27 protein-coding genes and 1 tRNA gene are annotated in these 25480 nt (G+C 64.1%); 19 read left to right on the forward strand and 9 right to left on the reverse strand.

What is annotated here, in order from left to right; translation table 11 throughout:
* Positions 1-37: 37 nt before the first annotated feature.
* From fabD to F468_RS0108485, 10 genes are all read left to right on the forward strand, one after another.
* On the forward strand, positions 38-982 hold the full coding sequence (gene fabD, locus F468_RS0108440; RefSeq protein ID WP_018994954.1) for an ACP S-malonyltransferase: 945 nt from the start codon (positions 38-40) through the stop codon (positions 980-982).
* A gap of 46 nt (positions 983-1028) precedes the next feature.
* Complete coding sequence (fabG, locus tag F468_RS0108445) at positions 1029-1766, forward strand: 3-oxoacyl-ACP reductase FabG (protein WP_026182229.1); 738 nt, start codon at positions 1029-1031, stop codon at positions 1764-1766.
* Positions 1767-1896: 130 nt separating this feature from the next.
* Positions 1897-2136, forward strand: coding sequence for an acyl carrier protein (acpP, locus tag F468_RS0108450; RefSeq protein ID WP_012982657.1), 240 nt, complete (start codon positions 1897-1899; stop codon positions 2134-2136).
* Between the two features lie 130 nt (positions 2137-2266).
* Positions 2267-3487, forward strand: a complete 1221-nt coding sequence (gene fabF / locus F468_RS0108455; protein ID WP_018139421.1) for a beta-ketoacyl-ACP synthase II — start codon at positions 2267-2269, stop codon at positions 3485-3487.
* 9 nt (positions 3488-3496) lie between these two features.
* On the forward strand, positions 3497-4828 hold the full coding sequence (locus F468_RS0108460; protein ID WP_018994955.1) for an aminodeoxychorismate synthase component I: 1332 nt from the start codon (positions 3497-3499) through the stop codon (positions 4826-4828).
* A complete protein-coding gene (gene pabC, locus F468_RS0108465; RefSeq protein WP_018174354.1) occupies positions 4825-5634 on the forward strand; it encodes an aminodeoxychorismate lyase in 810 nt (269 codons plus the stop codon). The genes F468_RS0108460 and pabC overlap by 4 nt, the downstream gene beginning before the upstream one ends.
* A complete protein-coding gene (gene mltG, locus F468_RS0108470; protein ID WP_018174353.1) occupies positions 5621-6658 on the forward strand; it encodes an endolytic transglycosylase MltG in 1038 nt (345 codons plus the stop codon). The genes pabC and mltG overlap by 14 nt, the downstream gene beginning before the upstream one ends.
* Positions 6655-7314 carry a dTMP kinase gene (tmk, locus tag F468_RS0108475; RefSeq protein ID WP_018994956.1) on the forward strand — a complete coding sequence of 220 codons (660 nt, stop codon included), beginning with the start codon at positions 6655-6657 and terminating at the stop codon, positions 7312-7314. The genes mltG and tmk overlap by 4 nt, the downstream gene beginning before the upstream one ends.
* Positions 7281-8288, forward strand: coding sequence for a hypothetical protein (locus F468_RS0108480; protein ID WP_018139426.1), 1008 nt, complete (start codon positions 7281-7283; stop codon positions 8286-8288). Before tmk ends, F468_RS0108480 begins: the two co-directional genes overlap by 34 nt.
* An 83-nt stretch (positions 8289-8371) precedes the next feature.
* Positions 8372-8710, forward strand: a complete 339-nt coding sequence (locus F468_RS0108485; protein WP_018139427.1) for a PilZ domain-containing protein — start codon at positions 8372-8374, stop codon at positions 8708-8710.
* A 21-nt stretch (positions 8711-8731) separates the two neighbouring features.
* On the opposite strand, the gene F468_RS0108490 is transcribed toward F468_RS0108485, so the two are convergent.
* Entirely contained in the window at positions 8732-9850 is a 1119-nt protein-coding gene (locus F468_RS0108490; protein WP_018994957.1) for an aminotransferase class V-fold PLP-dependent enzyme, read from the reverse strand.
* Between the two features lie 178 nt (positions 9851-10028).
* Here F468_RS0108490 and F468_RS0108495 point away from each other — a divergent pair, with 178 nt between their 5' ends.
* From F468_RS0108495 to F468_RS14665, 3 genes are all read left to right on the forward strand, one after another.
* A complete protein-coding gene (locus tag F468_RS0108495; RefSeq protein ID WP_018994958.1) occupies positions 10029-11390 on the forward strand; it encodes an adenosylmethionine--8-amino-7-oxononanoate transaminase in 1362 nt (453 codons plus the stop codon).
* Between the two features lie 223 nt (positions 11391-11613).
* Positions 11614-12312 (forward strand): LuxR C-terminal-related transcriptional regulator, encoded by a 699-nt coding sequence (locus tag F468_RS14660; protein WP_038038767.1) that lies wholly within the window; start codon positions 11614-11616, stop codon positions 12310-12312.
* A gap of 455 nt (positions 12313-12767) precedes the next feature.
* The gene (locus tag F468_RS14665; RefSeq protein ID WP_018139431.1) at positions 12768-13052 is read left to right on the forward strand and encodes a hypothetical protein; all 285 of its coding nucleotides are present in this window, start codon (positions 12768-12770) and stop codon (positions 13050-13052) included.
* Between the two features lie 138 nt (positions 13053-13190).
* On the opposite strand, the gene F468_RS0108510 is transcribed toward F468_RS14665, so the two are convergent.
* From F468_RS0108510 to uvrB, 5 genes are all read right to left on the reverse strand, one after another.
* Entirely contained in the window at positions 13191-13943 is a 753-nt protein-coding gene (locus F468_RS0108510) for an S-methyl-5'-thioinosine phosphorylase (protein WP_018174350.1), read from the reverse strand.
* A gap of 13 nt (positions 13944-13956) precedes the next feature.
* Positions 13957-14508 (reverse strand): hypoxanthine-guanine phosphoribosyltransferase, encoded by a 552-nt coding sequence (locus tag F468_RS0108515; RefSeq protein WP_018994959.1) that lies wholly within the window; start codon positions 14506-14508, stop codon positions 13957-13959.
* Between the two features lie 158 nt (positions 14509-14666).
* Complete coding sequence (locus tag F468_RS0108520; RefSeq protein WP_012982643.1) at positions 14667-15035, reverse strand: DsrE family protein; 369 nt, start codon at positions 15033-15035, stop codon at positions 14667-14669.
* Between the two features lie 126 nt (positions 15036-15161).
* Positions 15162-16169, reverse strand: a complete 1008-nt coding sequence (gene nagZ, locus F468_RS0108525) for a beta-N-acetylhexosaminidase (RefSeq protein WP_018649503.1) — start codon at positions 16167-16169, stop codon at positions 15162-15164.
* Between the two features lie 78 nt (positions 16170-16247).
* Complete coding sequence (uvrB, locus tag F468_RS0108530) at positions 16248-18281, reverse strand: excinuclease ABC subunit UvrB (RefSeq protein WP_018174347.1); 2034 nt, start codon at positions 18279-18281, stop codon at positions 16248-16250.
* Positions 18282-18383: 102 nt separating this feature from the next.
* Between uvrB and F468_RS0108535 the strand changes: the two genes are divergently transcribed.
* Both F468_RS0108535 and F468_RS0108540 read left to right on the forward strand, forming a co-directional pair.
* Positions 18384-19574 (forward strand): pyridoxal phosphate-dependent aminotransferase, encoded by a 1191-nt coding sequence (locus tag F468_RS0108535; RefSeq protein ID WP_018994960.1) that lies wholly within the window; start codon positions 18384-18386, stop codon positions 19572-19574.
* 55 nt (positions 19575-19629) lie between these two features.
* Positions 19630-19705 (forward strand) — tRNA-Asn (locus tag F468_RS0108540).
* 64 nt (positions 19706-19769) lie between these two features.
* Here F468_RS0108540 and F468_RS0108545 read toward each other — a convergent pair.
* Together F468_RS0108545 and F468_RS0108550 are read right to left on the reverse strand one after the other, a co-directional pair.
* Positions 19770-20696: a c-type cytochrome gene (locus F468_RS0108545; RefSeq protein WP_018994961.1), complete on the reverse strand. Its 927-nt coding sequence runs from the start codon at positions 20694-20696 to the stop codon at positions 19770-19772.
* A 3-nt stretch (positions 20697-20699) separates the two neighbouring features.
* Complete coding sequence (locus F468_RS0108550) at positions 20700-21167, reverse strand: cytochrome c (RefSeq protein WP_026278835.1); 468 nt, start codon at positions 21165-21167, stop codon at positions 20700-20702.
* A gap of 229 nt (positions 21168-21396) precedes the next feature.
* Here F468_RS0108550 and F468_RS0108555 point away from each other — a divergent pair, with 229 nt between their 5' ends.
* Complete coding sequence (locus F468_RS0108555; protein WP_018994962.1) at positions 21397-22059, forward strand: L-fuculose-phosphate aldolase; 663 nt, start codon at positions 21397-21399, stop codon at positions 22057-22059.
* Position 22060: 1 nt separating this feature from the next.
* On the opposite strand, the gene F468_RS0108560 is transcribed toward F468_RS0108555, so the two are convergent.
* Positions 22061-22609 (reverse strand): NUDIX hydrolase, encoded by a 549-nt coding sequence (locus tag F468_RS0108560; RefSeq protein ID WP_018994963.1) that lies wholly within the window; start codon positions 22607-22609, stop codon positions 22061-22063.
* 124 nt (positions 22610-22733) lie between these two features.
* Between F468_RS0108560 and hspQ the strand changes: the two genes are divergently transcribed.
* Genes hspQ through F468_RS0108575 form a run of 3 tightly spaced genes read left to right on the forward strand, consistent with a single transcriptional unit; the run spans position 22734 to position 25478 of the window.
* Positions 22734-23054, forward strand: coding sequence for a heat shock protein HspQ (gene hspQ, locus F468_RS0108565; RefSeq protein ID WP_012982621.1), 321 nt, complete (start codon positions 22734-22736; stop codon positions 23052-23054).
* Positions 23055-23094: 40 nt separating this feature from the next.
* Complete coding sequence (gene ilvD, locus F468_RS0108570) at positions 23095-24780, forward strand: dihydroxy-acid dehydratase (protein ID WP_012982620.1); 1686 nt, start codon at positions 23095-23097, stop codon at positions 24778-24780.
* Positions 24781-24791: 11 nt separating this feature from the next.
* Entirely contained in the window at positions 24792-25478 is a 687-nt protein-coding gene (locus F468_RS0108575; protein ID WP_012982619.1) for a rhomboid family intramembrane serine protease, read from the forward strand.
* Positions 25479-25480 lie beyond the last annotated feature (2 nt).

The raw sequence follows: 25480 nt of genomic DNA on the forward strand, positions 1-25480 counted from the left end.
CACTACGCCCGCTTTTTACGCGCGAGATGAATAGCGAATGACCACTACCTGGGCCGCAGTCTTTCCGGGGCAGGGCTCCCAGTCCACCGGCATGCTCACCGATCTGGGCGACGACCACGCGGTCGTACGCGATACCTTCCAGGAGGCGTCGGACTGCCTCGATGCCGACCTCTGGAGCCTGTGCCAGCACGGTCCGGTCGAACAACTGAACCAGACAGAATGGACTCAGCCGGTCATGCTCGCTGCCGGCGTGGCCACCTGGCGGCTGCTGACGCAGCAGGCGGACGCGCGTCCCGCGGCTGTGGCCGGCCACAGCCTGGGCGAGTACAGCGCGCTGGTCGCGGCCGGCGTGCTGCGCTTCCCCGATGCCGTGCGGCTGGTGGCCGAACGTGCCCGCGCCATGCAGGCCGCCGTGCCCGAGGGCGAGGGCGCAATGGCTGCGATTCTCGGTCTCGACGATGCTGCGGTCGAGCAGCTCTGTGCGGACAACGCGAGCGGCGGGGTCCTGGAGGCCGTCAACCTGAATGCCCCCGGGCAGGTGGTGATCGCGGGGGCGGCCGCGGCGGTCGACCGAGCGGTCGGTGCGGCCAAGGACGCCGGGGCGAAACGGGCGCTCAAGCTGCCCGTATCCGTGCCGTCCCATTGCGCGCTGATGCGCCCGGCCGCCGAGCGTTTGCAGTCGGTTCTCGACTCTACGAGCTTTGCGGCCCCGCAAATCCCCGTTTGGCAGAATGTGACCGCGGCGCCCGCCGAGACGGCCGATGCGATCAAGGCCAATCTGGCCGCTCAGCTCTACCGGCCGGTCCGCTGGGTGGAGACCATACAGGGGCTTCGCGGCCAGGGTGTTGCGGTACAGGTAGAATGCGGACCGGGGCGCGTGCTGACCGGCCTGGCCAAGCGGATCGATCGCGGGCTGGAACTGTTCGATGTGGCCGATCGCGATACCCTGGATGCCACCGTGAACCGGCTGAGCGCCGGCTGACCCTCTACACTCGATTCCCAGTACGTCCAATTACAGAAGGCGAATGATGTCCGATAACAAACGAGTGGCCCTGGTGACCGGGGCCAGCCGCGGCATTGGCGCGGCCATTGCCCGTCGTCTGGCGGAGCAGGGCCTGCAGGTCGTGGGAACCGCGACCAGCGAATCCGGCGCCCAGCGCATCAGCGAGGCGTTGTCCGAATGGAACGGGCGCGGTATCGCTATGGATGTCACGGACGCCGATTCGGTCGCGACCGGTCTGGCGGGTATCCAGGAGCAGGAAGGACCGGTGGAGGTGCTGGTGAACAATGCCGGCATTACCCGCGACAACCTGTTCATGCGGATGAAGGACGAGGAGTGGGATGCGATCATCAACACGAATCTGTCCTCCGCCGCCCGGCTGACGCAGCGCCTGCTGAAAGGCATGATGAAGCTGCGCCGCGGGCGGATCATTCTGATCGGCTCGGTGGTCGGTTCCGCCGGCAATGCCGGCCAGACGAACTACGCCGCGGCCAAGGCGGGGCTTGCGGGATTCGCCCGCTCGCTGGCGCGCGAGGTGGGCAGCCGGAACATCACCGTCAATACGGTCGCGCCGGGCTTCATCGATACCGATATGACCCGCGAACTCGGGGACGAGACCAAGGAACACCTGCTGGGCCAGATCCCGCTGGGGCGCCTGGGCGCGCCGGATGAGATCGCGGCTGCCGTGGGCTTTCTCGCCTCCGAGGAGGCGGGCTACATCACCGGCGAAACACTGCATGTGAACGGCGGGATGTTCATGCACTGATCAACCCGCGGGGCCCTCGGTCCCGCGCAGGCCCGAGAGGTTCGCGTCTCCCTGGAACGCAGCCGGGCTTTTCTCTAGAATGGCGAACCTTCAAACGAAGCCGCCTCAATTGGAAGGGGATTTCTGAACCATGAGTAGCATTGAAGAACGCGTCAAGAAGATCGTTGTCGAGCAGCTGGGCGTCAAGGAAGAGGACGTCACCAACAGTGCCGCCTTTGTCGACGACCTGGGTGCCGACTCGCTGGACACCGTGGAACTGGTGATGGCGCTCGAAGAAGAGTTCGAGACGGAAATCCCGGACGAGCAGGCGGAGAAGATCACCACCGTGCAGCAGGCGATCGACTACATCAACGAGCACATGAAGGACTGATTGGGCGCCCCCCTGGGCGCTCGAACAGGACGCGGACGGGCCTCTCTGCGAGCAGAGTGGCCCTTCGTCGTTTCGTTGAGCGCGTATTTCAGTCTTTCCGAGGAGAACATCATTGGCTAAGCGACGTGTCGTGATTACCGGACTGGGCATTGTGTCCCCGGTCGGCTCTACCATCGACAAGGCCTGGTCCAACATCAAGGCCGGCAAGAGCGGCATCTCTCCCATCGACGTGTTCGATGCATCGGAGATGCCGGTCAAGATTTCCGGAGCCGTGCGGGACTTCGACGCTAATGACTATGTTCCGACGAAAGACCAGAAGAAGATGGACACGTTCGTCCTCTACGGTCTGGCCGCGGGGATTCAGGCGCTGGACGACTCGGGTCTGGAAGTAACCGAGGAAAACGCGGACCGCATCGGGGTCGCGATTGGGTCCGGCATTGGGGGCCTGCCGTATATCGAACGGTCTTATGCCGCCTATCTCAAGGGCGGTGCTCGCAAGATCTCGCCGTTCTTCGTGCCCAGCGCCATCATCAACATGGTGGCGGGTAATCTCTCCATCATGCGCAACCTGCAGGGCCCGAACATCTCGATCGTGTCGGCCTGCGCGACCGCGACGCACAACATTGGCGATGCGGCTCGGATGATTGCCTATGGCGATGCGGATGCGATGGTGGCCGGCGGAGCCGAGATGGCCACGACGCCACTGGGGATCGGCGGCTTTGCGGCGGCGCGCGCGCTGTCGACCCGGAATGACGACCCCGAGCGGGCGTCGCGCCCCTGGGATCAGGATCGCGACGGCTTTGTGCTCAGCGACGGTGCCGGCGTGATGATGCTCGAGGAATACGAGCACGCCAAGGCGCGCGGGGCTCATATCTACTGCGAGGTCGCCGGTTTTGCCTGGAACGCTGACGCCTACCACATGACGCAGCCGTCTCAAGATGGCGCGGGGGCCGCCAAGTGCATGCTTCGCGCACTGAAAGATGCCGGCGTGAACCCGGAAGAGGTGGGCTACATCAACGCCCACGGTACTTCCACCCCCGCGGGCGACCTGGCCGAGACGCAGGGCCTGAAGAAGGCCTTTGGCGACCACGCCTACAAGTTGCTGGTGAATTCCACCAAATCGATGACCGGACACCTGCTGGGAGCGGCGGGTGGCATCGAGGGTGTGTTCACGGCACTGGCGCTTCGCGATCAGGTCTCTCCGCCGACAATCAACCTCGAAAACCCGAGTGAAGGCTGCGATCTGGATTATGTGGCCAACGAGGCGCGTGAGATGAACACGAAGGTCGGCCTGTCGAACTCCTTCGGTTTTGGGGGCACGAACGGCACCCTGGTGTTCCGCACCCTCTAGTCCGCCCATATGGCAGTCGAACGCCTGGGGCGCGGGATCGATCTGGCGCCCCTGGCCCGGCGCTTTCCGGAGCGCTATCCCCACCTGCTCGAGTCGGCCCTGATTGGTCAGGCGCCGGCTCGTTACTCCATCCTGTTCGCCTTTCCGGGTGTAACGGTCGATGCCCGAACGGATGACGATCTGTTGGCCGTGCTCGATCAGGACCTGAGCGATTCAAGGGCCTCCTCTGAAATCGAGCCGGGTTATGACCATCTGCCTTTTCTCGGCGGCTGGTTTCTCTATTTAGGGTATGAATGGGCATGGCAGCTGGAACCGGCCCTGGGCCGCTGCCGCGCGGATCCCTGGCTGCCCACCGCCCGGGCCATCCGCTTTCCCGCCGCCATCATTGTGGATCACCACGACGATCAGACCTTTCTGGTGAGCGAGGAGGGGCCCGACCCGCTCGCGGAGATGCGGGCCGATGTCGAGTTGTGCCGGGAGGATGTGCTGGTGCCAGGGGCCTTGCCGGAGCTCGTGATCGACGAGGAGAAGCCCGAGCGCTATCGCGAGGCGGTGAAGCAGGGACTTGAGTACATTCGAGCGGGCGATACCTTTCAGGTGAATCTGTCGCGCGAGTGGAAGGCCACCAGCCCAGAGGCACTCGATGGGGCTTCGTTGTACGCCCGCCTGCGGCGCGCAAATGCAGCACCGTTCGCCGCCTGGTTGCAGTTTCCCGAGGGTCAGGTGATCAGTTCATCGCCCGAGCGTCTGGTGTCTGTGGACGACGGCGAGGTCGAGACGCGGCCGATCGCCGGCACGCGCCGCCGGGATGACAATGTGGATAAAGACTCCATTCTTTTTAGTGAGCTAAAGGGCAATATTAAAGAGCGATCTGAGCACGTGATGCTGGTCGACCTTGAACGCAACGATATCGGCCGGGTGGCCTGCGCCGGGAGCGTGCGGGTAGCCGAATTGATGACCGTCGAGAGTTACCGACGGGTCCATCACATCGTCTCGAGTATCGTGGGGCGGTTGAAGCCCGGGACACGCGCGGGCGATGTGCTGCGAGCCGTGTTTCCGGGCGGGACGATTACCGGGTGTCCCAAGATACGGAGCATGCAGATCATTCAGGAGCTCGAGGATGGCGCGCCCCGGGGGGCGTACACCGGGTCCTGTGGCTATTTGAGCCGGCATGGGCGCATGGATACCAACATCTTGATCCGTACCCTGGTGCTGCGCGGCAACGAACTGCGCTTTCGTGCCGGCGCGGGCATCGTGGCGGACTCGGATCCCGACCGTGAACTCGCCGAGACCCGCCACAAGGCCCATGGTCTGCTGGATGCACTGGAGAAGGAGGCGTGATCCTCGTGAACGGCGTCGAGAGCTGTGTGCCGGGCGACGATCGGGGTCTGTTGCTGGGCGACGGTCTGTTCGAGACGATCATGATGGAGGGCGGCCAGCCACGCTTGTGGCCTTATCATGTCGCACGGCTTGAACGGGGACTGAAACGACTCGGCTTTCCGCGCGTTGACGCAGCGCTCCTTCGCGAGGAACTGCAGCAGGTGGCGCCAGAGGGGCAGCGTATGGCGCGCATTACTGTGACCAGGGGGCAGGGGCCCCGGGGTTACGCGCCACCCGAAAATGTGGAGATGACGAGGATTGTGTCCGCGGGTCCCGTGCTGCGTCAGTCTCGCGGTGCCGAACCGAAGCCACTGCGTATGGGCTGGTCGCGGGTCGCCATGGCGATTCAGCCCGCGCTGGCAGGGCTCAAGCACACGAGCCGCCTGGAGCAGGTGGTGATCCGGCAAAGCTGGGAGGCCGGTTGGGACGAGGCGGTCGTTTGCGATACGCAGGGGCGGCTGGTGAGCGCCACGCAAGGCAATCTCTGGTGGCGTCAGGGGATGGACCTGTTCACCCCCCCGGTGGACGAGGCGGGGATCGCGGGTACGCGCAGGGCCTGGATATTTGACCATGCGGCTTCCTGTGGCTTCGCCGTGCACGAGCAGAGCGTGGAACCGCAGGCGCTGGATCAGGTGGACGGGCTTTATGTCAGCAATGCGCGCCTGGGATTACACCCAGCCCGCCTGATCGAAACGGACATGCCGGACACGGCGTGGCAGGATGACCCGGTTAGGGTTCTGAGTATGGCGCTCCATGAAGCGGATTAGTGGTCTGATCATCGGAATTGTGCTGGTCGGCGTGATGGCTGGAGGCTGGTGGTTTGCCGATCGCTATTACCAGGATCTCAACCAGCCACTGGCGCTCGACCAGACAGAGCGGTTCCAGCTTGAACGCGGGCAAGGACTGCGTCAGGTGAGCAAGGAGTTCGAGCGGCGCGGTTGGGTCGAGCAAGCCTGGATGATCGAGCTGTACGGGCGGCGCCAGGGACTGGCACCGCGGCTACAGGCGGGCGAATACGCGGTGGACGCGGGTGCGACCCCGCGCAGCCTGCTGCACGCCATGGCGCGTGGAGAGGTCGTCCAGCATCGATTGACCGTCCCGGAAGGCTGGACGATTGCTCAGGCCCTGCGCGCCTTGCGCCAGCATCCCGAGATCGAAGGACCAGCCGAATCCGTCGGGGTCGATAACCTGCTGGACGCGCTGGGCCTCGAAGAGCTGGAGCATCCCGAAGGCTGGTTCTTGCCGGACACCTACTTCTTTGGCTCGGGGACCGATGCCCTGGATGTGTTGCGGCGCGCGCACCGCGCGATGGATGCCACCTTGCACTCTGCCTGGGATTCCCGCATCGAGGACCACCCGGTCGAGTCACCGTACGAGCTCCTGATCCTGGCCTCGATCATCGAACGCGAGACGGGCCGCGGCGAGGAGCGTGATCGAGTCGCAGGCGTGTTCGTGAACCGGCTCCGCCGCGGGATGCTGCTGCAGACCGATCCGACGCTGCTCTATGTCCAGGAGCCCGGCGTGCAACGGCTCACCCGCGCCGAGCTCCAGCGCGATCACCCCTACAACACCTACACTCGCACCGGGCTGCCACCGACCCCCATCGCCTTGCCGGGACGAGCGGCGATCGAGGCGGCCGCGCAGCCGGCCGAGACGAACGACCTGTTCTTCGTCTCCAGGGGCGACGGCACGCACCACTTCTCCGAAACGTATCGCGAGCATCGCCAGGCCGTAATTCGCTATCAACTCGGCGGCGATGGCAGCCGCTACGGTATCCGGAACCGCCAATGACCACCGACGCATCCAGCAATGCACGCTTCGTGGTACTGGAAGGCATCGAAGGCTCGGGCAAATCCACGCAGCTCGCCACGGTGGTGGAGGCCCTGCGCGCCATGGGCATCGAGCCTGAATGCACGCGTGAGCCGGGGGGTACGGCGCTGGGCGAGCGGTTGCGGGGGTTGCTGCTCGATCCCGACCTTCCCGGTATGTGTCCGGAGGCGGAGCTGCTGTTGATGTTTGCCGCCCGTGCGCAACATCTCGCCTCGGTGATACGGCCTGCACTCGCGGCGGGCCGCTGGATAGTCAGTGATCGCTTTACCGACGCCAGTTTTGCCTATCAGGGTGCAGGGCGAGGACTGGGGATAGAGCGCGTGGCCCGGCTGGAAGAATGGGTGCAGGGCGATCTGCGGCCCGACCTGGTCCTGTTGCTGGATATCGATCCGGCCACCGGGCTGGAACGCGCCGTGCAGCGGGGTCGACGGGACCGCATCGAGCGCGAGGCGCTGGATTTCTTCGCACGGGTGCGTGAGGCCTACCTGGAGCGGGCCCGCGCCTACCCGGATCGCTACCGGATTATTGATGGGCATGCCGATCCTGAACAGGTGGCGGAACGGGTTCGTCAGGCGCTGCAAGAGTGGCGCACCAAGATCATGCCCCGGGGCGCCTGATGTCGACCCAGCCACCCTGGCTCGAACCCATCCGCCAGCGGCTCGTGCTGCGCGGGCGGGATGGATGGCTCCCCAGCGGGGTTCTGATCAGCGGGAGCCCCGGGGTGGGCAAGGCCCTGCTGACGACCAGCGTGGTCCAGAGCCTGCTGTGTCAGCGTGTGTCCAGTGATGAACCCGCCTGCGGCGAGTGCAACGCCTGTCGCAGCCTGGAGGGCGGCGTGCACCCGGAGGTACGGTTACTGGAGCCCGCCGAGCCCGGCAAGGATATCCTGGTCGATGCCGTACGCGACGCCACGGAATTCCTCACCCTGAGTGGCTCGGGCGGGGCGCTGCGCGCGCTGATTATCCGTCCGGCCGACGCACTGAACGTCAACGCAGCCAATGCCCTGCTCAAGACGCTGGAAGAACCTCCCGCCGGGGCCACGCTGTTTCTCGAGGCAGCGCGTCCGGCCAGCCTCCCCGCAACCATTCGGAGTCGTTGCCAGCAAGTCGATGTCGCCTGTCCCTCGATAGAACAGGTCCACGAGTGGCTTGCGGCTGAAACCGATCAGTATGAACGAGTCGCGGAGGCTTATGCTGCGAGCCTCAATCGTCCGCTCCTGGCGCGGGAGATCCTGACCGATTCCGCGGCGCTGGAGGCCTGGGAGACCGATCGACAGATCCTGACGGGGCTCCTGAGTGCGGCGGATCTGCATTCCACCGCTGCTGCCCTGCAGCGCAGCGTGCCGGAACGCCTGATCCCTCGCCTGCAGGCCTTGCTGTTGTCGGCGCAGCGCCTGCTACTTGTGGGGCAGCTGGATGCCTTTGGCGAGCAGTTCCCGCGTGAGCGGCTGCTGGACTTCGCACGCGCGCGGGGCGCGCGTCGTCTCGCATGGCTCGCGCAGCAGGCGTTGGAGTGGCAACGCCAGAGTGGCGCAAACCTGAATCCGGCGCTTCGCAGCGAGACCATCGCGCTCGCGCTGGGGCGACGCTGACAGCGAGGCCCCAAAGGGGGGGTGGCGCGCGCCACGCGGGATAGGGGATACTCGCGAGTCCAGACACCGTCACGGGAGGGAACATGGCCGGGCAGGGCATGCTGACCTTGGCAATCAAGGAAAAACCGGCGCTGTACGCCGCGTACATGCCCTTCGTGACCAACGGCGGGCTGTTTATCCCCACGGACAAATCCTACAAGCTCGGGGACCAGGTCTTCCTGCTGTTGTCTCTGCTGGAGGATTCCGACCGCCTGCCGACCCCGTGCACGGTCGTGTGGATCACGCCGCCCAGGGCGCAGGGCAACCGCCTGCGCGGCATTGGCGTGCAGTTCAACAAGTCCGACAAGGGTGTGACGCACCGACGGATCGAGGAACACCTGGGCGGCATGCTCAATTCCGACCGCAAGACCCACACGTTCTGAGCATCCGATCCCTGCGGCCCGTCAGGCCGCGATCCCAAGCGCATCTTTCACCTGATCCAGGGCACGCCCGATCTGCTGATCCGTCAGGTAGTAGTGGGGCGAGAAGCGGATGCCCCCGCCCCGTACCGCGCACAGGACTCCGCCGGCCTGAAGCCGCGCATAGACGGCGTCGAGATCCGCCGCAGGGGGCCGGAAAGTCAGGATCCCCGCGCGGCGGCCACGCGGCGTAAGCACCTCGCACCCCATCGCCTCCAGCTCCTCGGCCAGGTGGTGCCAGTGGAAGCAGATGTCGTGGTCGATGTTCTCGATCCCGACCTCCAGGAGCAGCGAGAGGCTGGCATGCAGCGCATGGATGCCCAGCATGTTGTGGCTGCCCGGTTCGAAACGGCGTGCCGACGGGGCCGGGGTCAGGCTCGGATTCGCGAAGTCGCCGGCGTGCGCCAGCATGTTCCACCCGTACTCCTGTAACCGGAGCTGGTCGCGAACCTCCGGATTGACGTAGAAGATCCCGATCCCCTCCGGTGCCAGCATCCACTTGTGGCCATCCGCCATCACAAAGTCCGCGTGGCAACCCGGGGCGTCGAAGGGCAGCGCCCCCAAGTGCTGGATCGCGTCGACACAGAACAGGATCCCGCGGGCGCGCAGCTCTGCCCCGAGTGCCTGGATATCCACGCGGATGCCCGAGTCATAGCGCACCGCGCTGGTCGCGACCAGCCGTGTCCGGCGATCGCAGGCAGCCAGCAGGTCGCGTTCGGGTTCATCACCCACCTTGACCTCGCGTACCTCAATGCCAAACCGCTCACCCGCCGCGTGCCAGACGACCCGGTTGGACGGGAACTCCCCAGCGGGAAAGACAATGTTCTCCCCCTCCGACCACGGCAGGCCGAAGGCCACCATCGACAGCGCTTCCGAGGTGTTCTTGACGAAGGCGATATCCGCCGCGTCGCGGGCCCCGATCAGGGCGCGTGCCAGCTCGCGCGTCGCATCCACCTGCTTGAGCCATCGGCCATAGTCCTTCGAGCCCTGGCGTACGTTCTCGCGCGCGAACTCGCAAACGGCCTCTTCCGTACGCCTCGGCCAGGCGCCGACCGCCGCGTGGTTCAGATGGATGATGTCCTGCTGCGGAAATTCGGGATGCATGGGATCCTCCTGGCCGGCAGAAAAGGGTACCTCAGAAGAGGGGGCCGGCTGAATCCCGGGGCGCATGCGCGATGCCTTGTCCGGTCAGGGACCCCCTGCTACTTTCCGCCCATCGAAAACTGGTCCCTCCGGTGCGTTTCCGGCGGCTAGGGGCCCACAGCGCCAAAGAGTTCACCGCATGGATAACGAACAGCTCAAACGCCGGGACCTGCGTGCCCTATGGCACCCCTGTACCCAGATGAAGGATTACGGAGAGGAGGGGACCTTGCCCCTGCTCCCGATTCAGCGCGGGGAGGGCGTCTGGTTGTACGACTTCGACGGCAATCGGTACCTCGATGCCATCAGCTCCTGGTGGGTCAACCTGTTCGGCCATGCAAACCCGCGAATCAATGCCGCGGTGCGCGACCAGCTGGACCAGCTCGAGCACGTGATCCTTGCGGGCTGTACGCATGAACCCGTCGTGGAGCTGTGTGAGCGGCTGATCGACCTCACCCCCGATGGACTCGACCGGGTCTTCCTGGCGGACAACGGCAGTGCCGGCGTGGAGGTCGCGCTCAAGATGAGCTTCCACTACTGGCTGAACAGCGGCCGGAGCGAAAAGACCCGGTTCATACGGCTGTCGAACAGCTACCACGGTGAGACCCTGGGCGCACTTTCCGTCAGCGATGTCCCGCTCTACAGCGCCACCTACAAGCCCCTGATGCTGGATGTCATCACCGTACCGGCTCCGGACTGCTACGAGCGCGAGCCCGGGGAGACCTGTGCCGATGTGGCTCGGCGCCAGTTCATCTATATGGAGGCCGCACTCGCGGAACACGCGGATGAAGTCTGTGCGGTCATCGTGGAGCCCTTGGTGCAGTGCGCAGGGCACATGCGTATGTACGACCCTGAATATCTGCGCCTGCTTCGTGCTGCATGTGACCGTTATGGCGTTCACCTGATCGCAGACGAGATCGCGGTGGGCTTTGGGCGCACGGGCACCATGTTCGCCTGCGAGCAGGGGCCGGTCATCCCGGATTTTATGTGCCTTTCCAAGGGGCTGACAGGCGGTTACCTGTCCATGGCAGCTGTGCTGACGTCGGAGCAAATCTACCGCGCCTTTTATGATGACTATGAGAAACTCAATATGTTTCTCCACTCGCACTCTTACACGGGTAATCCTTTAGCGTGTCGTGCTGCCTTGGCCACGCTCGACATTTTTACTACAGAACCCGTTCTTGAGCGGAACCAGGGGCTGGCCTCCCACATCTCCAAACGTCTTGCTCCGCTTATGGATCACCCCCATGTTTCCGACGTGCGACAACACGGCATGATTGCGGCGGTTGAACTCGTACAAGACAAGGCCTCCCGTACGCCTTACCCCTGGCAGGAACGTCGAGGCCTGGAAATCTACCGGTATGCCCTTGGTCGAGGTGCGCTTTTGCGTCCATTGGGCAATGTCTCGTACCTCATGCCGCCCTACGTAATCACGGAGGATGAGATCGACTTCCTTGTCGAGGTGATGACCGAGGGTATCGACCGCGCCACACATCGGCCTTAACGCCGTCTAATCACTTTGTATGCCCGTTGGATGAGTTTCATCGCGCTGTGCTTGACGGACCATCGGACCTGTGTCTATATACTTTCTAAAAGTGCGCATACGCAGTTGGTACTAGGCCCATCGGAAGGGCACCCGAGGTAAGTCTGAAAAATCTAATCGGTTGACTCGGACCCGCCTCGTCTTTCCAATATCAATGGTTCAAATGTGGAGAGCAGGTGACGTCATGAACGATTCAAACGATGATTCACAAGTACTGATTGTAACGTCGGCATCCCCCCAGTCGGCCCTTTTTATCGAGTACGTTTCCGAGAAAACCAAATGTTCGGTAACGGGACTAGAACCTGGGTCCCCAAAGGTCGCCCAGACGCTCAGGGATTACAGCCTTGCCCTGTTTGACGCCAGTTCCCTTGACGAGCGTGACATTGGGCATGTTCAGCAGGCCGTCGCGGACGGGGCAAAAACGGTCTTTGCCGGATTCAATATTCCCAGCGAGGACGAGGCACTCCGGCTCCTCGATGTGCTGTACCTGCAGGGCATTTTTTACAAGACCGATCAGCTGGACCTGTTGTGCAAGGGGATCCTGTGCCTGCTGAACGGTGACTTCTGGATGTCCCGGCACCTGATGACACGGCTGGTGCGGCTGTATCGTCAGCAGCGCACCAACACCTATCGGCCCGCCTGTGGCTTGACTCAGCGCGAGCTGGAGATTCTGGCCATGCTGGGTTCAGGCGAGACGAACATGAATATCGCGAAGCAGCTGTTCATCAGTGAACACACGGTCAAGTCCCACCTGTACAACATCTTCCGCAAGATCGAGGTCAAAAACCGCACGCAGGCGATCAACTGGGCCAAGGATCATCTGGGCGCTCCGCCACCCCAGGTGATGTGGCGTCGCCGTCGTGCCGAGGCGCGCGCCGTCTAACGCGCGCTGGCTCCTGGCCCCTGGGCGGGGCGATAGGGGTGAGGGCGGCTGCAATTGCCGAACCGTCCTCACCAAACGGGTGCAATGCCCGAAGCTGATGTGCCTGCGCCATCAGTCACACCGGGAGCTTAGGACGAACGACTGGCGTAGCTCGCGATCCTCGGTCGAGTCGCACCCACATGGCTCATACTTCTCGCTTGATAACGACCGACAAAGCTCTCCCGGAAAACCACCCGTTATTCTGATGCCTGCTGCCAATCCGACCGCCATACTGCAGTTGGATTAACGGTCGGAGGCCGCCTCATTCCTGCAATTGCCGCAAGGGGCACTCAAGCCAGCCTGGCGGCGATGCCGGAAATTGCACCGACCCGACGCCCGCGATCGGCCAGACATCCTGATCCGTCGTGTTCCTGGCGATCCCTGCCGGATTGCCCCTGGCTGGAGGTGTTCACGCGATGTCGACATCGCCCAACGAATCGCGTATCGGCCTGCAAGCCTCCGGGCCCGAGGGTACTGCGTATTCCATTACATGCACGGTCACCCGAATCCACGACGTCGAGGAAGTGGAATTCGAAGGCGTCGTGCCACTGGAAGTGGAATTTGAAGGGATCGGAGTGGATTGCAGGGTCGTACAACTCAGTGGGCCGGGATATCTGGACCTGGTCCTGACGAAGAATGGGCATGTCACGCGTTCGCGTTGCCATGGTCTGAACAGCACAATGAATCTGCGAATCCGGTGACAGGGGCTCTTGGTTAACGCCACCCATTACGACGCATAATACATATTATGTTAAGTCTGGGATCGGTGAGGGTCAGCTGTCTGTTCTAGCCCGCCTGCTCCCCTGGCCGAAAACGACGATCGTTCCCGGTCCTGCGCCTCAGGACAGCGTCTCGATAACGTGCGTAAGCACATCCTTCACCCGCGTCATCCCTTGATCCAGGTTGCGGCCGATCTCGTCCATGGTGATCTCGCCCTCGGCACGACCGGCCGCCCAGTTGGCGATCACGGCACAACAGGCGTAGTTCAGCTCCAGTTCGCGCGCCAGCGCCGTCTCCGGCATGCCGGTCATTCCCACCAGGTCGCAGCCATCTCGCGCCATGCGGTCGATCTCGGCCGCCGTCTCCAGCCGCGGGCCCTGGGTGGCCCCGTACGTCCCTCGGTCCGTAGCCTCGATGCACAGGTCATCAATCGCATTCAGCAGCGTCTCCCGCACGCCCTGGTTGTAGGGCCAGGTCATGTCGATATGGGTGACCTCTTCGAGGTCGCCGCCTTCGAAAAAGGTGTTGGCGCGTGACCAGGTGTAATCGATGATCTGATCGGGAATCGCGATCATGCCCGGCTTCATCGATTCGGTAATGCCGCCCACGGCGGCCACCGCAATCACGTTGTCGACCCCGGCATGCTTCAGGGCCCAGATGTTGGCCCGGTAGTTCACCTGGTGCGGCGGGATAGTGTGACGTGCGCCATGGCGCGGCAGAAACACGATTTCCGTGTCATTCAGCCGCCCGAAGACCAGCGGCCCCGACGGTTCGCCATACGGGGTATGCATGACCTGCCTGCGGGTAATCTCCAGCGACTTCAGCTGGGTCAGTCCGGTGCCGCCGATCACGGCAAGACGGGGTGTCGACATATGGCGGGTATCCCTAGTGGTTCGAGACGGCAAAGATGCCGGGTGCGTTGCGGAGGTAATCCTGGTAATCCATCCCGTAGCCAAACACGTACCGATTCGGCACCTCCAGGGCCGCAAAATCGACGGTAATGGCCGGATCGCGTTCCGGGTTGGCCTTGTCCACCAGCACCACGGAATAAACTTTCTCGGCGCCCTGCTCTTCGCAGAAAGCCTGGATGCCTTCCAGGGTAATGCCACCGTCGAGGATGTCATCCACGATCACTACGGTGCGCCCCTGGATCGGAGTCTGGGGGCGCGCCAGCCAGTGCAGCTGCTCCCCTCCCCGCGTGCCGCCGCGATAGCGCGTGGCGTGCAGATAGTCGACCTGCATTGGAAACGACCAGCGAGTCAGCAGCCCGCCCATCAGGACGACCCCGCCATTCATCACGCCCAGAACCAGGGGGTTACGGTCCTTGAGCACCTGCGCCGAGCGTTCGGCCAGGCGGTCGATCGCGGTCTCGACTGCATCGCGGCTATAGAGGCAGTCGGCATCTCGGAGCGTTGCACGGGCCTGTTCCGGGCTCATCAAGGGTCCTGCGGTGGGGGGGTGGAGGAAGGATGTTGGCCGAGCGTCTGGCAGACGGCAAGGTCTGGGTCCGGTATGCGCGGGCCCTACAGGGCCCTTAAACGCAACCGGCCGGCACAAGGGCCGGCCGGATGGCAAAGCTACGGACGTGTAGAACCTTAGTAGGTAAAGGTCACGGTGTCGTCGTCCATGGCTTCGGAAATCACGTAGGCGCCGCCCACGGTTTCTTCGATTTCCGGGATCAGGTCGTTGCCCCACAGATCCAGAGTCGGGGTGCAGACCTTCATCACCACGCCGGCTTCGTGGGCGTCCTTCATGAAATCGTAGACGCTCTTGCTGGAGCCTTCCTGGACAAACAGGTTTTCGGCAACGCCCTTCTTGGCCAGCTCGCCGGCACGGCCGGTCATGACGACTTCAACGTCATATTCCATCGCGGCGGCCACGGTGGCCTGGAAGAACGGGGCACCCAGTTCAGACGGGTTGCTCGGATCGGTATTAACCATGACGATCAGGAGCTTGTCGGCCATTTTTGATCTCCAACTTCAGTGGTGAGTGTGAATATTAACAGCTGCTCAAGCGCAAACCGGTGGCGCATTATAGGCGCGCGAGCGCCTGTGCGCCAATGAGTGACTCCCCCGCCGCGGAACGGGGTTTCAGGCCGTCGCTGCCTGACGGGCCGCGAGCCAGTGATGCAGCTGAGCGCGAAGGGCGTGAATTCGCCTGGGTTCATGCGCAGTGGACTGTGCACGCAATGCCTCGACTCTTCGCAATGCCTGGGCATCGAGCGGCTGTCCCTCCTGCGCCTCGAGGATGGCGTCGGCCTGCTCGGGCTGGTTGCAGATCAGCACCATGTCGCAGCCTGCCGCACGCGCTGCCGCGGCCCGTTCGGCCGGGCTGCCGATGGCCTCGGCGCCGGCCATGGCCAGATCATCGCTGAGGATTGCCCCGCGGAACCGAAGTTCGCGGCGCAGGATGTCCTGTAGCCAGATCCGCGAAAATCCGGCGGGCTGGTCATCCACCTGTGGGTACAGGACGTGCGCGGGCATCACGGCATCGAGATCGCCCAGCACCGGGCGAAAGGCCGCGATGTCATCGGCCTCGATCTCGGCCAGCGGGCGGTCATCTACCGGGAGCGCGAGATGGGAATCCGCCTGGACGGCCCCGTGTCCGGGGAAATGCTTGCCCACACTGGCCATGCCGCCGGCCGCGAGCCCGCGAATCAGCTCGCCTGCCAGGCGTGCGATGACATCGGGATCATGGTGGAACGCACGATCCCCAATCACCTCGCTGACGTCGATGTCCCGGTCCAGTACAGGCGTGAAACTGAAATCGATTCCCACCTCGCGCAGTTCCAGCGCCAGCAATTCCCCGGTCGCATGGGCCAGCTCACAGGCCTTGTTGCGATCGTAATCATCGACATGCCCCAGCTCGCGCATGGGCGGGAGCGCGGTGAAACCGTCTCGCAGACGCTGTACGCGCCCACCCTCCTGATCCACCGCGATCAGGATGCCGGGTCGCTCCGCGCGTATCGCATCGGTGAGTGCCCTCACCTGCTCGGGCGTACCGGCGTTGCGGGCAAAGAGGATGACGCCGCCTGTCGCCGGGTGGCGCAGGCGTTCACGGTCTTCCGGGGTCAGTTCCAGGCCTGTCACATCGAGCATGACCGGCCCCAGGGGCAGGGATACGGGAGAAGCCATTGAACCTGTACTCAACTGGCGCTCGTGACCCGAGCAATCTTTTTAGGATAGCGAGGCTTCCGGGCGGAACGCGAGTGCTTTGAGCTTCTCGATGCGGTCACGGATCCGCGCGGCCTCCTCGAACTCCAGGTCGCGGGCCTTCTGGAACATCTCCTGTTCCAGCTTCTCGATCTCCTTGGCGGCCTGCTCCGGGGCGTCGATGTAGTCGGGCGCATCCTCGGCCACCTTCTTCTGGCCACGACGCCGCCCGGAGCCTGGCGTAGCGTTGCGGGCCTCGAGTATGTCGGCGACATTCTTGCGGATGCCCTGCGGGGTGATGCCGTGCGCCTTGTTATGGGCGATCTGCTTCTCCCGCCGGCGCTCGGTCTCGTCGATCGCCCTCTGCATCGATCCGGTCACCTTGTCGGCGTACAGGATCGCCTTGCCGTTCACGTTGCGCGCGGCACGCCCGATGGTCTGAATCAGCGAGCGATCGGAGCGCAGGAAGCCCTCCTTGTCGGCGTCCAGGATCGCCACCAGCGAGACCTCGGGCATGTCGAGGCCCTCGCGTAGCAGGTTGATCCCCACCAGCACATCGAACTCGCCCAGGCGCAGGTCGCGGATGATCTCCATACGCTCGACGGTGTCGATATCCGAATGCAGATAGCGCACCCGCACGCCGTGTTCCGAAAGATAGTCAGTCAGGTCCTCGGCCATGCGCTTGGTCAGCGTCGTGATCAATACACGCTCGTCGCGCTCCACCCGGTCGCGCACCTCGGACAGACAGTCGTCGACCTGGCTGCCCGCCGGGCGCACCTCGAGAATCGGGTCCAGTAGCCCCGTGGGCCGGACGACCTGATCGACGATGGCCCCGGCATGCTCGCGCTCGTACGGCCCCGGTGTGGCGGACACGTAGATGGTCTGCGGCTGCAGGGCCTCGAATTCCTCGAAGCGCAGCGGGCGGTTATCCAGTGCCGAAGGCAGTCGGAAACCGTATTCCACCAGCGTCTCCTTGCGCGAGCGGTCGCCCTTGTACATCCCGCCCACCTGGGGCACCGACACATGCGACTCGTCGACCACCAGCAGCGCGTCCTTCGGCAGGTAGTCGAAGAAGGTGGGCGGCGGCTCGCCCGGTGCCCGGCCGGAGAGATAACGCGAGTAGTTCTCGATGCCGTTGCAGTAGCCGATCTCGAGGATCATCTCCAGGTCGAACAGCGTGCGCTGCTCCAGGCGTTGCGCCTCGACCAGGCGATCCTCCTTGCGCAGGAAATCCAGACGCTCCTTGAGTTCGTCGCGGATATGGTCCACCGCCTCCAGCAGTGTCTCGCGCGGGGTCACGTAGTGCGTCTTCGGGTAGATGGTCAGGCGCGGGACGGTGCGCAGCTGCTCGCCGGTCAGCGGATCGAAGTACGACAGCCGCTCGATCTCGTCGTCGAACAACTCGATGCGCACGGCCTCGATTTCGGATTCGGCGGGATGGATGTCGATGACCTCCCCACGTACCCGGTAGGTGGCGCGCCGCAGCTCGGTGTCGTTGCGGGTGTACTGCAGCTCTGCCAGACGCCGCAGCAGGTCGCGCTGGTCAATGCGATCCCCGCGCTGGAGGTGGAGCACCATCGACAGGTACTTGCGCGGATCGCCGAGGCCGTAGATGGCGGAGACCGAGGCCACGATGATCGCATCCCGGCGCTCCAGCAGGGCGCGCGTCGCGGACAGTCGCATCTGCTCGATGTGGTCGTTGATCGAGGCATCCTTCTCGATGTAGGTGTCCGAGGACGGGACGTAGGCCTCCGGCTGGTAGTAGTCGTAGTACGAGACGAAGTACTCCACCGCGTTGTTCGGGAAGAACTCCTTGAACTCGCCATACAGCTGCGCGGCCAGGGTCTTGTTCGGCGCCAGGATGATAGTCGGGCGTTGCAGGTTCTCGACGACGTTGGCGATCGTGAAGGTCTTGCCCGACCCCGTCACACCCAGCAGGACCTGATGCGCCAGCCCCGCCTCGATGCCATCGATCAGCGCGCGGATCGCCGCGGGCTGGTCGCCGGCAGGCTGATACTGCGATACCACCTTGAATTGTTCGCCTTCATCTGGCTGCACGCCTTATCCTCCGCGCCTGATTTCAGTATTATTTCGCCACTTGCGGCCGGTTATGCATTCGCGCCCGGCCGCCCACCCCGCCCAACCCGCATGAGGCCCGCCTTGGATATCGAGCTCTCCGATCGCGTTCAGCGCATCCAGCCCTCCCCCACCCTGGCCGTCAGCGCGCTGGCCGCGCAGCTGCGGGCCGAGGGCCGCGATATCGTCGGTCTGGGGGCCGGCGAGCCGGATTTCGATACCCCGGAGCATATCAAGCAGGCAGCCATCGACGCCCTTGCCCGCGGGGAAACCAAGTACACTCCAGTGGATGGTACGCAGGGCCTGAAAGACGCCATCATCCGCAAGTTTGTTCGCGACAACGGGCTTTCGTTCGAGCGTGACCAGATCCTGGTCTCCTCTGGTGGCAAGCAGAGCATCTTCAACCTCTGCCAGGCCCTGCTGAACCCGGGCGACGAGGTGGTGATCCCGGCGCCCTACTGGGTCTCCTACCCCGACATCGCACTTCTGGCCGGTGCGCGGCCCGTAGTGGTCAGCGCCACCCAGGAGGCGGGATTCCGGATTACGGGCGAGCAACTCGCGGCGGCGATCACGCCGAATACCCGCCTGGTGTTCATCAACAGCCCGTCCAACCCCACTGGAGCGGCCTACTCGGCCGACGAGTTGAAGGCCCTGGCCGACGTGCTGCGCGAACACCCCCGGGTGGTGATCGCAACCGACGACATGTACGAACACATCCGCTTCGGCTCCACGCCGTTTGTGAACATCGTGAATGTGGCTCCGGATCTGCTCGAGCGCACCGTCGTGCTCAATGGCGTGTCCAAGGCCTACGCGATGACCGGCTGGCGTATCGGTTATGCCGGTGGACCGAAGAATCTGATCGCGGCGATGAAAAAGATCCAGTCGCAGAGCACCTCCAACCCCACCTCGATTGCGCAGGCCGGAGCGCAGGCCGCGCTGGATGGCGATCAGGGCTGCGTGATCGCCATGTGTTCCGCGTTCGCCGAACGGGCGCGGCACGTGGTCGACGGCCTGAATGCGATCGACGGCATCGACTGCCTGATGCCCGACGGCACCTTCTACTGCTTTCCACGAGTCACCGGCCTGATGCAGGCGGCCGACATCGACACCGATGTCGCCCTCACCAAGCAATTGCTGGACGAAGTCGGAGTCGCCCTGGTGCCCGGCAGTGCATTCGGCGCCCCGGGTCATGTGCGCGTCTCGTTCGCCACCAGCGTCGACATGCTCGACAAGGCACTGGACCGGCTCAGGCAATTCGCCTCGACCCACCGCTGAAGCAATAATTGAAGCTTGACGGGGTGGCCGCCCCCCATTAGGATCTGCGGCCAATTCCCCGGTAGCTCAGTCGGTAGAGCGGGTGACTGTTAATCACTAGGTCGGCGGTTCGAGCCCGTCCCGGGGAGCCAGATAAAGAGAAAGGGCCAGGTCTGCGCTGCAGCCTGGCCCTTTTTTATGCAGCCTTCGTCCCGTTCAGTCCGGCTCGTGTTCGATGGGGTCCAGCGACTGCAGATAGGCCGCGATTGCCCGGCGGTCGTCACTGGTCAGGTAGGACGTTCCGTGCTCGATCACGTCGGCCATGCTGCTCCCGGCAAAATCGCCGTCACGGGTGATGCCCATCTCCAGGTAGCGGGCGATATGACGCACGCCCCATCGGCCGATGCCGGTTTCCCGGTCCGGCGTGATATTCGGTGCGACGTCGCCATCCGGCATGCGCGCCCCTGCCCCGAGACGCTCGAGGTCCAGCCCGCCCGTCCGGGTGCGCGGGGTATGGCATTCCATGCAGTGCCCCAGGGCCTGAGTCAGATAGGCGCCACGGTTCCACTCCTCGGACTCGTCAGGATTTGCCTCGAACTCGCCGGGCTCGAAGTGCAACCACTTCCATACACTGAGTGATGGCCGAAAGCGCACGAACCAGTCCAGATCGTGCGGGGTATTCTCGCGGGCGACGGGCTCGACCTCGGACTGCAGATAGGCCCATAACGCCTCCACGTCCTGGTCCGTCATCTTCGTATATGCGGTGTACGGAAATGCCGGGTAGTAATGGGTCCCGTTCGGGCTGCGCCCTTCCCTCAGGGCCTTCTTGAAGTCGCCCTCCGACCAGCCGCCGATGCCGTGCTCTTCGTCCGGGGTGATGTTCGGGCCGTAGAACACGCCGAACGGGCTTTCGATCGGCCGACCACCGGCCAGGAAGTCGCCCTCCTCCGCGGTGTGACAGGTCACACACCCGCCGGCGCGCAAGACGTATTCACCGTAGGCAATACGTTCGTCCTCTCCGGCCTGGGGGTCCTCTTCACCGATTTCCACCTCCGCCTGTGCGACGGAACCCCATGTAAAGGCCGCAATGGCCAGGGCCGGCAGCCAGGCGGCCGGCCCTGTGCGCCTTGTGGTCACCACCACCGATCAGTCGCGGCGGAAGTCGTCGTGGCAGGCCTGGCAGGATTGCCCCAGATTACGGAAGCGAATCGGGAGTTCGTCGTCTTCACCGGCTTCAACCGCGGCATGCAATGCCTCGGCCGCATCCTTGGTGTCCTGAGAAAGCTCCTGGAACCGGTCCCAGTCGTCCCAGATCTCCTCTTTGGCATCGGTATCGGGGAAGTCACTGCCTTCCGGGAACAGTGCCGGGATGTCCGCGGTGAGATCCACCAGATGCCTGGTGTGCATCTCGAGGTTGTCGCCGAACTCGGCGCCGTCGACAACGACTGCGGCGATAGACCCGACGTTGCCGCCGATGGACCGCATCACGCCCTGACGGTAATCAATGGTTGCCTCGTGCTCGTCAAAGGCATGCACGGAATGCACAGCGCCCAAGCCCAGCGCGAGGGTTCCGGCAACGGAAGCCGCAGTCAGAAAACGAAGGGGTTTTTTCATGGGTTGTCCTCCCTGTTCAAGGAACATCGAAAGTGCCGCGCGACCGCTGCGGCCTGCCAAATACAGCCTTCAATATAGATGTCCAGGTGGCGTGCGCGCCATCCGCGTCTTCACGTCCCGCTCACGCCGGCCTCTCGACATTGACCCCATAAACTAACGGGTGTTCCCCGAGACATCCTTCGCGCCTGTCGCGATACAATCCGGCTTCCATCTATCCCCCTGGATTCCGATGCCTGCCACCGATGAACTGGCCCTGCGCCAGGCGATTATCGACACCGCGCTCGAGACCAATCGCCGTGGCCTGAACCAGGGCACCTCGGGCAACGTCAGCGCGCGTCTGGGCGACGGCATGCTGATTACCCCGTCCGGCGTGCCCTATGAAGCCCTGCGTCCGGAGGACCTGGTCTCCGTCGATGCACAGGGACGCTGGCCGGATCACCAGAAGCCTTCCAGCGAGTGGCATTTTCATCGGGCGATCCTCAAGGCGCGCCCGGAGTTGAACGCCGTGGTGCATGTCCACTCGATCTATGCCAGCGTGGTCGCGATTCAGGGTCGTGATATCCCCGCCCTGCACTATATGGTTGCGGCGGCCGGGGGCAATTCGATCCGTTGTGCCCCCTATGCCACGTTCGGCACGGAGCAGCTGTCAGGCAACGCGGTGGAGGCCTTGCACGATCGACTCGCGTGCCTGCTGGCCAACCACGGCATGATTGCGACGGGGCCGGATCTCGCGCGGGCCTTGTGGCTGACCCAAGAGGTCGAACTGCTCGCGCAGCAGTATGTGCTGAGCCTGCAAATTGGCGGCCCGCAGCTGCTCGGCGATGATGAAATGGCGCGCGTGCTGGAAAAATTCCGAGACTACGGGCCGTCCCGGCGCGCGCAGGACAGCTGAACTACAACCCGCCCAGCGGGCTCGCGGACTCCGGGGCGCCCATCGGCGCAAATTCGTTCAGGTGGTGCGTCTGCTGATAGTGCGCCAGGGCCCAGGCGACCGACGGAAATGCGAGCTCCCCGGGCAGATCATTGAAGTCGAACAGCGCGACCTCTTCCGATTCCGGTCCGGGAGCGACATCGTCGCCCAGCAGCTCGGCACGGTAGATCATCTGCACCTGACCGATATGCGGCAGACTGTAGACCGCGAGCAGGCGATCGATACGCAGCCGGGCGCGCGCCTCCTCCCAGGCCTCTCGCTCGGCGCCCTGCTCGGTCGACTCGCCGAGCTCCATGTATCCTGCGGGCAGCGTCCAGTGACCCTTGCGCGGCTCGATCGCCCGGCGGCACAACAGGACCCGCCCTTCCCATGTGGCGACGACGCCCACCACAATCCGCGGGTTCTCGTAGTCCACGAAGCCACAGTGACTGCAGATCTTGCGTTCGCGGTCATCATTTTCGGGCACGGCCCGGTGAAATTCGGGGCGGGGGATGCTGACGTCACGGGACATGGTATACGTTCGCTTTGCGGGTTCAGGACCACGCGCCGGAACGCGAGACCCGGGCGATGGTCTTTTCTGAGAGACACTGTCAATGCAGCGCAATTAATGCACCAAACGCCGCCAGGGGGCAGCGATGACACAGGGAACACGCTTCACCGTGGGTGAACTGGTCCACCATACCAAGTTCGGCTACCGCGGTGTGATCGTCGAGGTCGACCCGGTCTACTCCGGCTCGGACGAATGGTACGAAACCGTGGCCAGGAGCCGCCCCCCCAAGGACCGGCCGTGGTACCACGTGCTGGTGGACGGGTACTCGCACAGCACGTATGTGGCCGAACGCCACCTGGAACCCGACACCTCCGGCCAGCAGATCGACCATCCGGCACTGGGCCAGTTCTTCGATCACTTCCTCAATGGGCGCTACTGCCGGGGAAGCAATTCTCGCACCCACTAGTCCGCCCTCTCCCGGGCCGGACAACGGACAGGACGACTCGATGACCCAGGACAATCGACGCAGCCGCGTCGTCACCGAAGGGCCACGCCGCACCCCCAACCGCGCCATGCTCAGGGCCGTGGGCTTCGGTGACGACGACTTCCAGCGCCCCATCGTTGGCATTGCCAACGCCCACAGCACCATCACTCCCTGCAACATGGGGATCGGGGCACTGGCCGAACGTGCGGAATCGGCCGTACGAGCCTCGGGCGGCATGCCGCAGACCTTCGGCACCATCACCATCTCTGACGGCATTTCGATGGGCACCCCGGGCATGAAGTACTCCCTGGTGTCGCGCGAGGTGATCGCCGACGCGATCGAGACGGTCGTCAACGGCCAGAGTCTGGACGGGCTGCTGGCCACCGGCGGCTGCGACAAGAACATGCCCGGCGCCATGATGGCGATCGCCCGGCTTAACGTGCCCGCGATCTTCGTCTACGGAGGCACGATCAAGCCGGGACGCTACAAGGACCAGGACCTGACGATCGTCAGTGCGTTCGAGGCCGTCGGACAGCATGGGGCGGGAAAGCTGTCGGATGAAGACCTGGCCGGCGTGGAGCGCAATGCCTGCCCGGGAGCCGGCTCCTGTGGCGGCATGTTCACAGCCAATACCATGTCCAGCGCCTTCGAGGCGATGGGCATGAGTCTGCCGGGCTCGTCGACCCAGGCGGCCGAGGACCCGGAAAAGGCCGACTCCGCCGCCCGTTCCGCCGAGGTCCTCCTGGAGGCGATCCATGCCGACCGCAAGCCGCGCGACATCCTCACGCGCGAGGCCTTCGAGAACGCCCTGGCCGTGGTTATGGCCGTCGGGGGATCGACCAATGCCGTGCTCCACCTGCTCGCCATTGCCCACTGTGCCAACGTGCCGTTAGCTCTGGATGACGTAGAACGGATCCGCCGGAAAACCCCGGTACTGTGCGATCTGAAGCCCTCCGGTCGACACGTGACCACGGAATTCCATGCGGTGGGGGGCACACCGCAGGTCATGAAGATCCTGCTGAACGCCGGTCTTCTGCACAGGCACTGCCTGACCATTACCGGCCAGACCCTAAGCGAGGTCCTCGCAGACATCCCTGATGCACCACCATCGAACCAGACCATCATCCGCCCGCTGGATGCCCCCCTGTACCCGCAGGGGCACCTGGCGATCCTTAAGGGCAATCTGGCGCCGGAAGGCAGCGTGGCCAAGATCACCGGGCTCAAGTCCACTTCGATTCGCGGGCCCGCGCGCGTATTCGAATCCGAGGAGGAATGCCTGGACGCCATCCTGGCGGGTGGTATTCAGGCTGGAGACGTCATCGTGGTCCGTCACGAGGGTCCTCGTGGGGGGCCCGGTATGCGCGAGATGCTCGCCCCCACGGCAGCGATCATCGGCGCGGGTCTCGGCGACTCCGTTGCGTTGATTACCGACGGACGCTTCTCCGGAGGCACCTACGGTCTCGTCGTCGGACATGTCGCGCCCGAGGCGGCGCAAGGTGGGCCCATTGCCCTGGTGCGCGAGGGCGACATCATCGAGGTCGATGCCGACCGTAATCGTCTCGCGCTCGAGGTACCAGAGGACGAACTGGCGCGTCGCCGCAGTGCCTGGCAGGCACCCCCGCCGCGCTTTGATCGAGGTGTGCTCGGGAAGTACAGCCGTCAGGTCGGATCCGCCAGTCGCGGCGCGGTCACCGACGACTTTCGCTGATCCCGGCCCCGATGACGCACCCGGACCCGCGCCACCCCGATTTCAGCATGATGCCACCGGTGATCGGCTTTTTGCTGATCACCAACGTGGCGCTCTTTCTTGCCCTGCCCTGGCTGGGCGACTGGCTGATGACCCATTTCGCTCTGTGGCCCATCGGAACGCCTTCGATGATCCTCCAGGACGGGCAATGGCTACGTGTGCCGGACTTCCAGCTCTGGCAGCTGTTGACCTACGGGTTCCTGCACGGAGGCCTCGTTCACCTCTCGGTGAACATGTTTGCCGTCTGGATGCTGGGAGTGCAGATCGAGAACGCCTGGGGTTCCAGGACCTTCGCCCTGTACTTCCTCATCTGCGTGATCGGCGCAGGGCTGGTACAGCTTATGGTCACCGCCTATGGCGACAATGGGATGGTCTATCCCACTGTTGGGGCATCCGGCGGCGTGTTCGGGGTCTTGCTGGCGTTCGGGATGATGTTCCCCAACCAGCGGCTTTATCTGTTCTTCCTGCCGATCCCCATCAAGGCAAAGTACTTCGTCATCGCCTACGGCGCCCTGGAACTCTACCTGGGGATCTCGGGCACCCTCGCCGGTATTGCGCATTTCGCGCATCTGGGCGGGATGGCGTTCGGCTTCCTCGCCATCCAGTACTGGCGCGGAAGGCTTCCGATACGTCCGCGTCAGCGGAGGTTCTGGTGGTGAGG

The sequence above is a fragment of the Thioalkalivibrio sp. ALJ2 genome (assembly GCF_000378325.1).
In the GTDB taxonomy this organism is placed as follows: domain Bacteria; phylum Pseudomonadota; class Gammaproteobacteria; order Ectothiorhodospirales; family Ectothiorhodospiraceae; genus Thioalkalivibrio.

Excerpts from the sequence above, each read along its gene's own strand:
- fabD (WP_018994954.1), top strand. The coding sequence starts at position 38 with ATGACCACTACCTGGGCCGCAGTCTTTCCGGGGCAGGGCTCCCAGTCC.
- fabG (WP_026182229.1), top strand. The coding sequence starts at position 1,029 with ATGTCCGATAACAAACGAGTGGCCCTGGTGACCGGGGCCAGCCGCGGC.
- acpP (WP_012982657.1), top strand. The coding sequence starts at position 1,897 with ATGAGTAGCATTGAAGAACGCGTCAAGAAGATCGTTGTCGAGCAGCTG.
- F468_RS0108460 (WP_018994955.1), top strand. The coding sequence starts at position 3,497 with ATGGCAGTCGAACGCCTGGGGCGCGGGATCGATCTGGCGCCCCTGGCC.
- mltG (WP_018174353.1), top strand. The coding sequence starts at position 5,621 with ATGAAGCGGATTAGTGGTCTGATCATCGGAATTGTGCTGGTCGGCGTG.
- tmk (WP_018994956.1), top strand. The coding sequence starts at position 6,655 with ATGACCACCGACGCATCCAGCAATGCACGCTTCGTGGTACTGGAAGGC.
- F468_RS0108485 (WP_018139427.1), top strand. The coding sequence starts at position 8,372 with ATGGCCGGGCAGGGCATGCTGACCTTGGCAATCAAGGAAAAACCGGCG.
- F468_RS0108490 (WP_018994957.1), bottom strand. The coding sequence starts at position 9,850 with ATGCATCCCGAATTTCCGCAGCAGGACATCATCCATCTGAACCACGCG.
- F468_RS0108495 (WP_018994958.1), top strand. The coding sequence starts at position 10,029 with ATGGATAACGAACAGCTCAAACGCCGGGACCTGCGTGCCCTATGGCAC.
- F468_RS14660 (WP_038038767.1), top strand. The coding sequence starts at position 11,614 with ATGAACGATTCAAACGATGATTCACAAGTACTGATTGTAACGTCGGCA.
- F468_RS14665 (WP_018139431.1), top strand. The coding sequence starts at position 12,768 with ATGTCGACATCGCCCAACGAATCGCGTATCGGCCTGCAAGCCTCCGGG.
- F468_RS0108510 (WP_018174350.1), bottom strand. The coding sequence starts at position 13,943 with ATGTCGACACCCCGTCTTGCCGTGATCGGCGGCACCGGACTGACCCAG.
- F468_RS0108515 (WP_018994959.1), bottom strand. The coding sequence starts at position 14,508 with ATGAGCCCGGAACAGGCCCGTGCAACGCTCCGAGATGCCGACTGCCTC.
- F468_RS0108520 (WP_012982643.1), bottom strand. The coding sequence starts at position 15,035 with ATGGCCGACAAGCTCCTGATCGTCATGGTTAATACCGATCCGAGCAAC.
- nagZ (WP_018649503.1), bottom strand. The coding sequence starts at position 16,169 with ATGCTCGATGTGACAGGCCTGGAACTGACCCCGGAAGACCGTGAACGC.
- F468_RS0108550 (WP_026278835.1), bottom strand. The coding sequence starts at position 21,167 with ATGAAAAAACCCCTTCGTTTTCTGACTGCGGCTTCCGTTGCCGGAACC.
- F468_RS0108555 (WP_018994962.1), top strand. The coding sequence starts at position 21,397 with ATGCCTGCCACCGATGAACTGGCCCTGCGCCAGGCGATTATCGACACC.
- F468_RS0108560 (WP_018994963.1), bottom strand. The coding sequence starts at position 22,609 with ATGTCCCGTGACGTCAGCATCCCCCGCCCCGAATTTCACCGGGCCGTG.
- hspQ (WP_012982621.1), top strand. The coding sequence starts at position 22,734 with ATGACACAGGGAACACGCTTCACCGTGGGTGAACTGGTCCACCATACC.
- ilvD (WP_012982620.1), top strand. The coding sequence starts at position 23,095 with ATGACCCAGGACAATCGACGCAGCCGCGTCGTCACCGAAGGGCCACGC.
- F468_RS0108575 (WP_012982619.1), top strand. The coding sequence starts at position 24,792 with ATGACGCACCCGGACCCGCGCCACCCCGATTTCAGCATGATGCCACCG.